Source organism: Streptomyces krungchingensis, from assembly GCF_054729265.1.
Genome location: NZ_JBPUKY010000001.1, coordinates 4592241 through 4605864 on the forward strand (window position 1 = coordinate 4592241; position 13624 = coordinate 4605864).

A 13624-nucleotide genomic window follows, 5' to 3' on the forward strand; every position below is an offset into this window, starting at 1 on the left:
ACGGGGCAGTGATGCGCAGCAATCTTCGTACACCCAGGGCCGCTCAGGCCGCCGCGGCCGCCGTCATCGCGGGCACCCTCATCCTCACCGCGTGCGGCGGCGGCGACAAGGACAAGGACAAGGACAGCGGCGGGAAGGAGAGCGGCGGCAGCGGCTCCGTCTCCCTTCCCCAGCTCGACGGGGCCAGCCTGGAGGTCGCCGCCGTGTGGACCGGCTCCGAACAGGCCAACTTCAAGAAGGTGCTGGCGGAGTTCGAGAAGCGCACGGGCGCCAAGGTCACCTTCGTACCCGCGCAGGACCCGATCATCAACTTCCTCGGTTCGAAGATCGCGGGTGGTGCTCCGCCGGACGTCGCGCTGCTCCCCCAGGTCGGTGCCATCAAGCAGGCGGTCGAGAAGAAGTGGGCCAAGCCCGTCGGCAGCGAGGCCCAGGCCCAGCTCGCGAAGAACTACTCGCAGGGCTGGCAGGACCTCGGCAAGGTCGACGGCAAGCAGTACGGCGTCTACTACAAGGCGGCCAACAAGTCCCTGGTCTGGTACAACAACAAGGTCTTCGAGAACGCGGGCGCCGGCGAGCCGAAGACGTGGAAGGAATTCCTCGCCACGGCCCGGACCGTGTACGACTCCGGCGTCACCCCCGTCTCCGTCGGCGGCGCCGACGGCTGGACCCTCACCGACTGGTTCGAGAACGTCTATCTCTCGCAGGCCGGACCGGAGAAGTACGACCAGCTCGCCCAGCACAAGATCAAGTGGACGGACCCGTCCGTGAAGGACGCGCTGACCACACTGGCCGAACTGTGGGGCAACAAGGACTACATCGCGGGCGGCCCGGACGGCGCGCTCCAGACCGAGTTCCCGGCCTCGGTGACGCAGACCTTCACCGGCGGCGACCAGCCGAAGGCGGGCATGGTCTTCGAGGGCGACTTCGCGCAGGTCAACATCGCGGAGACCAAGGCGAAGGTGGGCACGGACGCCAAGGTGTTCCCGTTCCCGGCGGTCGGCGACAAGGCGCCCGTCGTCAGTGGCGGTGACGCGGCCGTCATCCTCAAGGACTCCAAGGCCGCGCAGGCACTGGCCACCTTCCTGGCCTCCCCGGACGCGGCGACCGTCCAGGCGAAGCTCGGCGGCTACCTCTCCCCCAACAAGGGCGTCGCACCGTCCGCGTACCCGAACGCGGTGCAGCAGAAGATGGCCGAGGCCCTGATCGCCGCCGGGGACGACTTCCGTTTCGACATGTCCGACCAGGCCCCACAGGCCTTCGGCGGCACACCCGGCAAGGGCGAGTGGAAGGCCCTGCAGGACTTCCTGAAGAACCCGAAGAACGTGGCGGGGACGCAGGCGAAACTGGAGGCGGACGCGACCGCGGCGTACAAGGGCTGATCCGGCGATGACGTCGGCTACGGCGGGAGGGGCCTCCGGGGCCCCTCCCGCGGCACCGCGGCACAAGAGCGTGACCGGCACCCGCAGAACGGTGGTGGTGCTCTTCCTGCTGCCCGCGCTGGTGCTGCTCGGCGCGCTCGTGGTCTACCCGATCGGGTACTCGGTCGTCCGCAGCTTCTACGACCAGTCCGGTGACGGCTTCGCCGGGATCGACAACTACAAGTCCCTGTTCACCGACGACGGCATCCGCGCCGCCCTGAAGAACAACATCATCTGGGTGGTGTTCGCCCCGACGGTCGCGACCGCGCTCGGTCTGATCTTCGCGGTGCTCACCGAACGGGTGCGCTGGGGAACGGCGTTCAAGCTGGTCGTCTTCATGCCGATGGCGATCTCGATGCTCGCCGCGGGCATCATCTTCCGGCTGGTCTACGACCAGGACCCGGAGAAGGGCGTCGCGAACGCGGTGTGGGTGGGTGTGCACGACACCTTCGCCGAGTCGTCGGCCTTCCCGAAGGCCCATCCGGGACGGCAGTCGCCGCTCCGGCCCGACGGGGGCGGGTTCATCACGAGGCAGCCCGTCCGGGCCGGGCAGCCGGTCGCCCTCCCGCTCGTCGGTGTCGCTCCCGACCAGATGCCCGGCAACGCCAAGAAGGCCGCGCAGGCGAGTTCCGAGCCCGGCAAGGTCACCGGCACGGCCTGGCAGGACTTCACCCGTGGCAAGGGCGTGGGCCGGCTCGGCCAGGTCGACGCGAGCGAGCTCGGTTACCCGGGCATGAAGATCGAAGCCGTCAAGGACGGCAAGGTCGTGGACTCGGCGAAGGTCCGCGACGACGGCACCTTCACCCTCTCGGACAAGGCCGACGGCGCGCTGCTCCGCCTCCCGGCGGACAACTTCCGCGAACCGTACAACGGGCTGGACTGGCTCGGCCCGTCGCTCGTCACACCGGCCATCATCGGCTCGTACGTGTGGATGTGGGCGGGCTTCGCGATGGTGCTGATCGCGGCGGGGCTCGCGGGTGTGCCGCGCGAACTCCTGGAGGCGGCGCGGGTGGACGGCGCGAACGAGTGGCAGGTGTTCCGCAGGGTCACCGTGCCGCTCCTCGCACCGGTGCTCGCGGTGGTCACCGTGACCCTGATGATCAATGTGCTGAAGGTCTTCGACCTGGTCTTCATCATCGCGCCGGGCTCGTCCCAGGACGACGCCGACGTGCTGGCCCTGGAGCTTTACCGCAAGGGCTTCTCCGAGGACCAGCCGGGCGTCGCGAGCGCCATCGCGGTGTTCCTGCTGCTGCTCGTGATCCCGGTGATGCTGTTCAACGTCAGGCGGCTCAGGCGGGAGGTGCGGCGATGACGGCGCACACCGGAAGTCTCACGAAGACGGCTCCCGCCGCGGAGAGCGGCGCGAAGAGGTCGCTGGGCGCCCGGCTCGCCGAGGGGGTCAGCGGCGGACTGCTGCGGGTGTTCCTGATCCTGGTCGGACTGTTCTGGCTGGTGCCGACGATCGGGCTGCTGCTGTCCTCGCTGCGCGATCCGCAGGACATGAGCGCGAGCGGCTGGTGGAAGGTCTTCACCGAGCCGTCGCAGCTCACCGTGGACAGCTACCAGAAGCTCCTGGAGAACGGCGACATCACCGACTCGCTGGTGAACACGGTGCTGATCACGGTGCCGGCGACCCTCCTCGTCGTGGTGATCGGCGCGCTCGCGGGCTACGCCTTCGCCTGGATGGAGTTCCCGGGCCGCGACTGGTGGTTCCTCGGCGTGGTCGGCCTGCTGGTGGTGCCCGTGCAGGTGGCGCTGATCCCGATCGCCGAACTCTTCGGCAAGGTCGGCATCTTCGGGTCCGTGATCGGGGTGGTCCTGTTCCATGTGGGCTTCGGTCTGCCCTTCGCGGTGTTCCTGCTGCGGAACTTCTTCGCGGAGATCCCGCGGGAGCTCCTGGAGGCGGCCCGGCTGGACGGCGCGGGTGAACTGCGCCTGTTCGTACGGGTCGTGATGCCCCTCGGCGGTCCGGCGATCGCCTCGCTGGGGATCTTCCAGTTCCTGTGGGTGTGGAACGACATGCTGGTCGCGCTGGTGTTCTCCGACTCGGGCAGCCAGCCGATCACGGTCGCGCTGCAGACCCAGGTACGCCAGTTCGGCAACAACATCGACGTCCTGGCCCCCGGCGCGTTCATCTCGATGATCGTCCCGCTGGCCGTGTTCTTCGCGTTCCAGCGTCAGTTCGTGTCCGGTGTGATGGCGGGCGCCGTCAAGTAGGACACCGAAAAGAGCAGTTGAGGGGCGGGCCGGACACCGGCCCGCCCCTCGGCGTTCACCCGGCATCCCCCGTATGCCACATCTGGCGTAACCAAGTCACCCCTTCGGCCGTTCCCGGGCAGGTATGCCCGCGCCGACCCATGGATGTCCCGTGCCCAGGTTCAGTGTCATCGTCCCCGCGTACAAGGTTCAGGCGTACCTGCACGAGTGCCTGGAATCAGTGCTCGGACAGTCCTACCCGGACCTCGAGCTCATCGCCGTGGACGACTGCTCACCGGATGCCTGCGGCGCGATCATCGACGAGTTCGCGGCCCGCGACCCCCGCGTGCAGGCCCTGCACCTGCCCGAGAACGTGGGTCTGGGACGCGCCCGCAACGCCGCCCTGGAGCACGCCACCGGCGACTACCTGATCTTCCTGGACAGCGACGACACGCTCACCCCGGACGCGCTGCGCGCCATCGCCGACCGGCTGAAGGAGACCGCCGAACCGGACGTCCTGGTCTACGACTACGCGCGCACGTACTGGAACGGCGAGGCCGTCCGCAACCAGTTCGCGGGGCAGCTGACCGAGGAGGGCCCGGCGCCGTTCCGGCTCGACGACCGGCCGGGACTGCTGCGGGTCCTGATGGTGGTGTGGAACAAGGCGTACCGCCGGGAGTTCGTCGAGCGGGAGGGCTTCACCTTCCCTCCCGGCTACTACGAGGACACGCCCTGGACGTATCCGGTGCTCATGTCCGCCGAGTCGATCGCCACGCTCGACCGGGTCTGCGTCCACTACCGGCAGCGGCGGCACGGCAGCATCCTCGGCACCAGCAGCCGCAAGCACTTCGACATCTTCGGCCAGTACGACCGGGTCTTCGCGCACATCGACGCCCGCCCCGAACTGGCGCACTGGCGCCCGGTCCTGTTCCGCCGCATGGCCGACCACTTCTCGACGGTGTTCCTCAAGCGGGGCCGGCTGCCGCGCGGTTCGCGGGCCGAGTTCCTGCGCAAGGCCCGTGGCCACTACCGCCGTTACCGCGCCCCGGGCGCCCCCGTCCGCCCACGCACCCGGCTGCGGCACACCCTGGTCGGCCTGGGCGCCCACCGCACCTACCGCCTGCTGTCCCTGGCGTCACGCTCGCGCCGTCTGGTCCTGCGCCGCTGCGCCGCCCTGCTGCGCGCCGTGCGGGGGGCCGCGCTCCAGCTGCACTACCGCGTCCAGCTCCGTCTTCCGCTGCGCTCCGACCGCGCCGTCTTCTCCAGCTACTGGGGACGCGGCCACGGCTGCAACCCGGGCGCCCTGGAGGCCGCGTTCCGCAGCCACGCCCCGCACATCACCACCGCGTGGATCGCGCACCCCGAGCACCACCACACGATCCCGGCCGCGACCCGCCGTCTGCGGCCCGGCACGGCCGCGTACTGGACGGCGCTCGCCCGCTCCAAGTACCTGGTGAACAACGTCAACTTCGACCGGAGGCTGGTCAAGCGGCGCGGCCAGATCATGATCCAGACGCAGCACGGCACCCCGCTCAAGCACATGGGCCTCGATCTCCAGGACCGCCCGGCGGCGGCGCGCGGCACCGACTTCGCCGAGCTGCTGCGCAGCGCCGACAAGTGGGACTACTGCCTGTCCGCCAACCGCCATTCCACGCTGGTGTGGGAACGCGTCTTCCCGTCCTCCTTCACGACACTGGAGTACGGCATGCCCCGCAACGACGTGTTCCAGCAGGCCACTTCGGCGGACGTGTCGAGGCTGCGCGAGTCGCTCGGCATCCCGCAGGGCACGGTCGCCGTGCTGTACGCGCCGACGTACCGGGACTACCGGCGCACCCAGCGCCGCACCCTGGACCTGGAACGCGTCCTGCGCCGGCTCGGCCCGCGCTTCGTGGTGCTGACCCGCGCCCACCACTCGTACGACGCGCCGCTCGCCCAGGCGGCCGGCGGACGGCTCATCGACGTCTCGGACCATCCGAGCGTCGAAGCGCTGTGCCTCGCCTCGGACGCCCTGGTCACCGACTACTCGTCCCTGATGTTCGACTACGCGGGCCTCGACCGGCCGATCGTCGTGCACGCCGACGACTGGGAGACGTACGAGGCCTCCCGCGGCACCTACTTCGACCTGCGCGCCTTCCCGCCGGGCGCGGTCGCGCGCAGCGAGGACGAACTGATCGACATCTTCGCCTCCGGTCACTGGCGCGGCTCGCGCTCGGCACAGCTGCGGGCCGCGTTCCGTGACCGGTTCTGTCCCTACGACGACGGTCTGGCCGCCGAACGCGTGGTGCGCCGTGTGGTGCTCGGCGAGAGCGCCGGTCTGCCGCCGTTCGTCCCGGTCGCCGACCGCCACCCGGTCCCCTCGGCGACGGCCGCCCGTCCGACGGCCGCCCTCACGACCGTCCCCGCACCGGGTGGTCCCGTCCCCGTCACCGAGAACCTCTGAATCGGAGGCCACGTGCCCTCCAGCCCGTCGCGACCCACCCCGACGCGACCCACCACGTGGCGGCCCACCGGACGCCCCGGGCGTTGAGAACCGATCCCGGCGCCCCTGAGAGAAAGAGCAGAATGCCCCGCTTCAGCGTCATCGTGCCCACCCATGGAGTCGCCGGGCGCCTGTCCCAGGCCCTGGACTCGGTCCTCACCCAGTCCTTCGGCGACGTCGAGCTGATCCCGGTCTGCGACGCGCCCCGGTCCCCGGCGGGCGAGGTCGCCGCCTCCTACGCCGCGCGGGACGGCCGGGTCTCACCGGTCCACTCGCCGCCGTCGGGCGGGCTGGGCGCGGCACGCAACGCCGGGATGGCGGTCGCGACCGGCACGTATCTGCTCTTCCTCGACGGCGACGACGTCCTGGTGCCGGGCGCGCTGGCGGTCCTGGACGCCGGGCTGCGCGACGACGGCGACGCGGACGTCCTCTGCTTCGCGCACGAGCGGGTGCACTGGTGGGAGGGCGAGTCGAGCGTCCCGCCGCTCGACAAGGGCCCGCACGTCATCGGTGTGCACGTCCCGGCGTGGAGCGCGGCCTACCGGCGGGCCTTCGTCGAGGAGCAGGACCTCGCCTTTCCCGACGGGCACTTCACGGACGCCGGCTGGGGCGGCCTGCTGGCCCTGGCGGGCGGGCGGACGGCGGTCCTGCGCTCGGTGTGCGTGCGGCATCATCTGCGGCGCCAGGGCAGCCGCGTCAACGCGCCGGGTGAGCACCAGCTCGATCTCCTCGACCAAGTGGAGCTGGTGCTCACCCGTGCCTCCGCCCGGACCGCGGCGGTGCCCGCGGCCGTGGCGCAGGCACTGTTCGGCGGGCTGTTCGCCCTGGTGCTGAAGTCGGCGGCCCATCCGGCACGGGTGCCCGCGCGCCGCCGCCGGGCCTTCTTCCGCCGCGCCGGCCGGCTCTACCGGCGTCACCGCCCGGACGGCTTCCAGCCGCCCGAGGGCAGTCTCGGGGTGCAGCACCGGCTGCTCGCGGCCGGCGCCTACGGGGCGTTCCGGGCGCTGCGGGGCGCCAACCGGGGGGCGGCGAGGGCGATGCAGGGGCTGCCGCGACCGCGCGGCCTGCGCACCCGCGTCCGCTACGCGGCGCAACTGCGCCGCCCGCTCGACGAGAACCTCGCCGTGTACTGCGCGTACTGGGGCCGCGGCTACGCCTGCAACCCGGCCGCGATCCACGCCAAAGCCCGCGAACTCGCCCCGCACATCCGCTCGGTGTTCCTCGTCGAGCCCGACGCGGTGGACGCGCTGCCGCCCGGCGTCGACCACGCGGTGATCGGCAGCCACCGCTCCTGGGAGGTGCTGGCCCGCGCCAAGTACCTGGTGAACAACGCCAACTTCGCGGACGCCGTCGTCAAGCGGCCCGGCAGCGTGCACGTGCAGACCCAGCACGGGACGCCGCTGAAGAAGATGGGGGTCGACCAGTCGACGTACCCGGTGGTGGCCGCGGCGACCGGCAGCTTCACCAAGCTGCTGAACCGGGTGGACCGCTGGGACTACAACCTCTCCTCCAACCGTCACTCCACGCAGATGTGGGAGCGGGCCTTCCCGGGCACGTACGAGGCGCTGGAGTACGGCTATCCGCGCAACGACGTCTACTACACGGCGACCGCCGAGGACGTGGCCCGGGTGCGCCGGTCCCTCGGCGTCCCGGAGGGCGCGACGGCCCTGCTGTACGCGCCCACCCACCGCGACTACAGCACCGGCTTCGAGTCGCGCCTCGACCTGGAGGCCTTCTGCGAGCAGCTCGGCGACGAGTTCGTCGTCCTGCTGCGCGCCCACTACTTCTACGACGCGGGCACCGCGCGCGGCAGCGGCCGGATCATCGACGTGACCGGGCACCGGTCCTCGGAGGACGTCTGTCTGGCCGCCGACGCGCTGATCACGGACTACTCGTCGATCATGTTCGACTACGCCAACCTCGACCGGCCGATCGTCGTGTACGCGGACGACTGGGAGGTCTACCGGGAGACGCGGGGCGTCTACTTCGACCTGCTCCGGACGCCCCCGGGGCCAGTGGCGCGCACTCCCGGGGAGCTGGCCCGGGTCTTCGGTGACGGCGTCTGGTCGGACGCGGTCTCGACAGCCCTGCGGGCCCGGTTCCGTGAGCGCTTCTGCCAGTTCGACGACGGAAGGGCCGCCGAACGGGTGGTCCGCAGAGTGCTGCTGGGCGAGTCGCCGGAGGCGATCCCGCCCGTCGTGCCACTCGCCGAGCGCATCCCGGCCCCCGCCGCGACCCTGGTTAGGAGCTGACGTGCCCCGCTTCAGCATCATCGTCCCCGTCTTCAAGGTGCAGGGCTTTCTGCGCGAGTGCCTCGACTCGGTCCTGGAGCAGTCGTACACCGACCTGGAGGTCGTCGCGGTCGACGACTGCTCGCCGGACGGCTGCGGCGCCATCCTCGACGAGTACGCGGCCCTCGACCCGCGCGTCCGGGTGCTGCACCTGCCCGAGAACGTGGGGCTCGGCCGGGCCAGGAACGCCGGGATGCCGCACGCCACCGGCGACTTCCTGTTCTTCCTGGACAGCGACGACACGCTCACGCCGGGCGCGCTGCGCGCCATCGCCGACCGTCTCGACGAGACCGCCGACCCGGACGTGCTGGTCTTCGACTACGCCCGCACCTACTGGTGGGGAGGCACCCGCAGGAACGTGCTCGCCCGGCTGCTCACGACGGAAGGCACCTTCACCGCCGCCGAGCAGCCCGAGATCCTCGACCTGCTGATGGTGGTGTGGAACAAGGTCTACCGGCGGGAGTTCGTCGAGCGCGAGGGCTTCGCCTTCCCGCCCGGCTACTACGAGGACACACCGTGGACGTTCCCGGTGATGCTCAGCGCGGGACGGATCGCCACGCTGGACCGGATCTGTCTGGCCTACCGCCAGCGCCGCCAGGGCAACATCCTGTCCACCACGAGCCGCAAGCACTTCGACATCCACGACCAGTACCAGCGGGTCTTCGCGTTCGTCGACGCCCGTCCCGAGCTCGCCGGCTGGCGCCCCTACCTGCACCGCAAGATGGGCGAGCACTGTCTCGACATCCTCTCCAAGCCGGACCGGCTCCCGGAGGCCGACAAACGGGAGTTCTTCCGGCTGACGGCGGCACTCTTGCGCACCTTCCGGAGCGGTCCCGTACCCGCCGAACTGCGCGTCCTGGAAGGCGGCTACACGCGCTACCGGGCCCGGCGGGAGGCGGGCCGGGCGGTCCGTGAACTCGGGCGTCGGGGCGCACAGGCGCGCAGGGCGGCCGCGACGCGGGCCGGGCGGAGCTGGTCGGCCGTCCACGAGCACCGGCCGCTGGACCCGCATCTGGCGGTGTACTCGGCGTTCTCGCACCGGGGCGTGCTCGGCGACCCGGCCGCCGTGTACCGCGCGGCACGTGAACTCGCCCCGCACATCCGGGGGGTGTGGGTGGTGCGCGACGAACAGCAGGCGGCGCTGCTGCCTCCGGACGTCGAGCATGTACTGCTCGACTCGCTGCGTTACCGCCGGATCACCGCGCGGGCCACGTACTTCGTCAACAACGTCAACTGGCCCGGCACGCTGGTCAAGCGCCCCGGCAGCGTCCACATCCACACCCACCAGGGCACCCCGCTCAAGCACATGGCGGCCGATCTCCTCGACAAGCCGGGCGCCCGGCACGGCATCGACGTGCCGCAGATGCTGCGCCGCGCCGACCGCTGGGACTACAGCCTGGTCGCCAACCGCCACTCCGAACTGGTCTGGGACCGCGCCTACCCCTGCCACTTCGCCTCGCTGCGCACCGGCAGTCCGCGCAACGACGTCCTGGTGCGCGCCCGGTCCGGGGACGGCACGGCGGCTGCCGCGGTCCGCGCCCGGCTCGGCATCCCGGACGGCCGGCGGGTGGTGCTGTACGCGCCGACGCGCCGCGACTACGTCCGGGGCGGCCACGCGGACCGGCTCGACCTGGCCCGCTTCGCCGACGACCTCGGCGAGGGCAGCACGCTCGTCGTACGGCTGCATCCGTCGCTCGCGGACGGCCCGGCACGCGGGATGGGTCTGTCGGAGCTGCACCGGCGCGGTGTCGTCGTCGACGCGACCGACGAGCCGCACGTCGAGGACCTGATGCTCGCCTCCGACGTCCTGATCACGGACTACTCGGCCCTCATGTTCGACTACGCCAACCTGGACCGGCCGATCGTCGTGTACGCGGACGACTGGGGCGCCTACGCGGCGAGCCGGGGCGCGTACTTCGACATCACCGCCGACGCGCCCGGCCATGTGGCGGGCTCCTACCGGGAACTGGCACGGCTGTTCGCCTCCCAGGCGTGGCGGGACGAGGAGTCGGCACGGCTGCGGGCCGGATTCCGGGCGCGGTTCTGCGAGTTCGACGACGGGCGGGCCGCCGAGCGGGTGGTGCGCACGCTGATGCTCGGCGAGCGGCCCGGGGAGCCGGCCTCGGTCGTCACGGTGCCCGCGCAGGCGGCGCACGACGCCGTCACCGCCTCGTGAAGCCGCGCTCGCCCCGGTTCTGGGTGCTCGTCCTGGCCGCCGTGTTCGCACTGCTCCAGCTCGCCAACGTCACCGGCCGGGACACCCCCGACACCAAGAACTACCTCTCGTACGCGTTGAGTCTGCGCGGCGAGAACAAGCACGACGTGGCGGCCGCCACGATCGACTACGCCTGTGCGGGCAAGGTGGCGATCGCGCACCGCAACCACGACGTGGACGTGATCCGCTTCCACGCCGCGAGCCCCGACGCGCGGGTGCTGGAGGAGTGCCGGCGCGACCAGTGGCGGGGGGTGTCGAAGCGGCTGGCGGCCGGGGAGACGGCCGGGCACACCGTGCCGTTCATGCCGCCGAGGTTCATGCGGATCTTCGAGGTGCGGCCGGGCTATCCGGTGCTGCTGGTGCCGTTCATCACGGTGCTGGGGGTGACGTGGGGGCTGTGGGCGTCGGCCGTCGTCATCACGGTCGCCGGGGGCGTCCTCGCCTTCCTCGTGCTGCGCAGTCTGCGCGCCTCCACCGTGACGGCGCTGACCGGGCAGGCCCTGTTCTACGTCCTTCCGTGCGGCACGACGGCCATGCGCCCGATGACGGAGGGGCTGCTGCTGACGCTGACCCTCGCCGCCCTGTGGGGCTGCGCGCTGGTGCTGGAGGGCCGGGCGCGGGCCGGGTCCTGGCTCGTCGGGGCGGCTCTGGCGCTGCTGTTCACGGTGAAGCACTCGCACGCGCTGTTCCTCGGCCTGTGTCTCGCGGGCGGGTGCGCGCTGCTCTGTCTGCGCCGGCGGCGGTGGTCGGGCCCGCTGCGGACGCTCGCGGTGGTCGGCGGGTGCGGGGCGGCGGCCACGGTCCTGCTGGCGAGGGTGCTGCACTACCCGTCCGAGACCGAGAGCCTCCAGGATCTGCTGACGAACCACTTCGCGCGTCCCGACCGTGTCCGGGTGTGGCCGGAGTTCTTCCATCTGCAGCTCAACTTCTGGCTGGAGTGGCTGCGCCGCCAGTTGTGGGAGCCGCTGCTGCCGGCGGCCCTGGCGGCCGCCGCGTGGGGCGTGCTGCGCCGGCGTCCCGCCTTCGGCGTCCTCCTGCTGGCGGCGGCGTTCACCGGCGTCCTCAACCAGGCCGGGCACCCCGACATCAACATCTGGGGCGACCGGCTGATCGTGCTGGTGTGGCTGCTGCCGGTGGTGGGACTGCCGCTGCTCCTGGAGGAGGCCGTACGGCCGCGGCTGCGGGCGGCGGGCGCCACCGTGCCGGGACCGCTGCGCAGGGACACCGAGGTCGCTCGATGAGGTGACACCCGGCTAGCGCGTTGACCTTCGCGGGAATATACGGCAAATGCCGCAACCCGCCCTGGTCCGCCCGCCTTCTCGCGCCTGCGTCCGCCCGCGGACCCGCACCCGGCCCCGCCCGCTCCCCGGACGGGTCCCGGCACCGGCGGGGCGGCTCCGGTGAGCGCCGGCGTCCTCGTCCGGCGGGTCGCGCACGGCGCGACCGCGCTGCGCGGCGGATCCCCCTGGAGGCCCACCCCGTACCAGCTGTTCGGCGGTCTGTTCTTCCTGGTGATGACGCTGGCGTACTGGCGCGTGCCGCTGTGCTGCGACGCCGGCCAGCACGCGGCCGTCGTCGAACGCCTCAGGGCGCACCTGCTCAGCCCTCGGCACCCGATGGCGGACCTGCCCGGCGCGGGCAGCCCGTACTACTCGCCGTACGCCGTGGCGCAGGGGGCCTTCGCCCGGCTGACCGGGCTGGGCGGCTGGGCGGTGGTACGGCTGTCGGGGCCCTTCAACCTGCTCGTGCTGCTGACGGGCATCGGCCGGTTCGTCCGCGTCCTGACGCCCCGTCCGTGGGCGCCGGTGCTGGGGCTGGGCGCGATGGTGCTGCTGTGGGGCACCGAACGGGCCTGGTGGAGCGGCTATCTCGGGCTGATGTCGATGACGGGCAACCTGGGCTACCCGTCGACGTTCGCCATCGGACTGGCCTTCTGGGCCTGGGCGCTGACGGGCGCGCGCGCCGGGGGGACCGGCGGCCCCGTCCGCTACGTCGGACCGAGCGGACTCGGCAGCGCCTCCGGATACGCGGGGGTCGGCGCCCTGTACGGGCTGATCGTGCTCGTGCACCCGATCACGTCGATCGCGGCCGTGCTCGGCGCGGTCGCGTTCGTGGCGGGATGGTGGCGCGGGACCGGCGCCGGACCGGCGGCGCGGAGCACGGCGGCGGTCGCGGGCCGCTGGCTGCTGGCCGGTGCGGCGGCCCTGCTGGTCGCCGCCTGCTGGCCGTACTTCGACGTCTTCGCGCTGGCTGGCGACCGCAGCGTGGACGCGATGCACGAACGGCTCTACGACGGGATGCCCGGGCACTTCTGGCTCGCGCTGACCGGGGTTCCCGCACTGTGGCTGCGGGCGCGACGGGCGAAGCGGGACGCGGGGCAGCGGTGGCGTGACCCGCTGGTGCTGATGTTCGCGCTGGAGTGCCTGGCGGTGGCGTACGGCTGGGCCGGCGGGCACTACACGTACGGCAGGATCCTCGGGCTGACGCTGGTGCCGCTCCAGTTCGCGCTCGGGGTGGAGCTGGCCGCCCCGCGGCCGTGGCCCCGGTGGCGGCGCCGCCTCGGCCTGGTGGCCGCGGCGGGGGCGTGCGCCGGTTTCCTGACCGTGCAGGCCGGCGCGGTCGTGCCGTCCGCGCTCGACCCGGTCGGTTTCGACCAGCCGCCGCGGTGGCCGACGTACGCCTGGGCGGCGCGGCACATCGAGCCCGGCGAGGCGGTCATCACCGACGGGTACTACGCCGTCCACCTGATCTCGGGCTACGGACCGGACCTCGCCGCGCCCGCCTGGCCCGACCCCGCCCTGGACGAGGGCGAGCGGCTGCGGCGGCTCGCGGCGGTCCGTTCCTATCTCGACCCGGCGTCGACCCGGGCCGAACGCACCGCCGTCGCCCGCCGGTACCACGTCCGCTGGCTGCTGCTGACGCGCTGGCGGAAGGTTCCCGAGGAGGCGACGGTGGTGGCGTGGAGCCGGGAGACGGGCGAGGTGCTGGCCCGGGTGGGGCCCTGAACCGTCGCGCCCGGCCGGGC

General features: G+C 72.1%; 8 protein-coding genes. All 8 read left to right on the forward strand.

What is annotated here, in order from left to right; translation table 11 throughout:
- Positions 1-11: 11 nt before the first annotated feature.
- Positions 12-1379 carry an ABC transporter substrate-binding protein gene (locus ACSYGO_RS20275; RefSeq protein WP_460387197.1) on the forward strand — a complete coding sequence of 456 codons (1368 nt, stop codon included), beginning with the start codon at positions 12-14 and terminating at the stop codon, positions 1377-1379.
- Between the two features lie 70 nt (positions 1380-1449).
- Complete coding sequence (locus ACSYGO_RS20280; protein WP_426675432.1) at positions 1450-2730, forward strand: carbohydrate ABC transporter permease; 1281 nt, start codon at positions 1450-1452, stop codon at positions 2728-2730.
- A complete protein-coding gene (locus ACSYGO_RS20285; RefSeq protein WP_426675431.1) occupies positions 2727-3635 on the forward strand; it encodes a carbohydrate ABC transporter permease in 909 nt (302 codons plus the stop codon). Before ACSYGO_RS20280 ends, ACSYGO_RS20285 begins: the two co-directional genes overlap by 4 nt.
- Before the next feature lie 151 nt (positions 3636-3786).
- Positions 3787-6054, forward strand: coding sequence for a bifunctional glycosyltransferase/CDP-glycerol:glycerophosphate glycerophosphotransferase (locus ACSYGO_RS20290; protein ID WP_460387198.1), 2268 nt, complete (start codon positions 3787-3789; stop codon positions 6052-6054).
- Between the two features lie 122 nt (positions 6055-6176).
- A complete protein-coding gene (locus ACSYGO_RS20295; RefSeq protein ID WP_460387199.1) occupies positions 6177-8345 on the forward strand; it encodes a bifunctional glycosyltransferase/CDP-glycerol:glycerophosphate glycerophosphotransferase in 2169 nt (722 codons plus the stop codon).
- Position 8346: 1 nt separating this feature from the next.
- Entirely contained in the window at positions 8347-10560 is a 2214-nt protein-coding gene (locus ACSYGO_RS20300; RefSeq protein WP_432172215.1) for a bifunctional glycosyltransferase/CDP-glycerol:glycerophosphate glycerophosphotransferase, read from the forward strand.
- Complete coding sequence (locus ACSYGO_RS20305; protein WP_460387200.1) at positions 10557-11840, forward strand: hypothetical protein; 1284 nt, start codon at positions 10557-10559, stop codon at positions 11838-11840. The genes ACSYGO_RS20300 and ACSYGO_RS20305 overlap by 4 nt, the downstream gene beginning before the upstream one ends.
- Before the next feature lie 159 nt (positions 11841-11999).
- Positions 12000-13604 carry a hypothetical protein gene (locus tag ACSYGO_RS20310; protein WP_460387201.1) on the forward strand — a complete coding sequence of 535 codons (1605 nt, stop codon included), beginning with the start codon at positions 12000-12002 and terminating at the stop codon, positions 13602-13604.
- The last annotated feature ends 20 nt before the right edge of the window (positions 13605-13624 follow it).

Bases quoted from the DNA above. Each gene is read 5' to 3' on its own strand.
- ACSYGO_RS20275 (WP_460387197.1), top strand. From the start codon at position 12: ATGCGCAGCAATCTTCGTACACCCAGGGCCGCTCAGGCCGCCGCGGCC.
- ACSYGO_RS20285 (WP_426675431.1), top strand. From the start codon at position 2,727: ATGACGGCGCACACCGGAAGTCTCACGAAGACGGCTCCCGCCGCGGAG.
- ACSYGO_RS20295 (WP_460387199.1), top strand. From the start codon at position 6,177: ATGCCCCGCTTCAGCGTCATCGTGCCCACCCATGGAGTCGCCGGGCGC.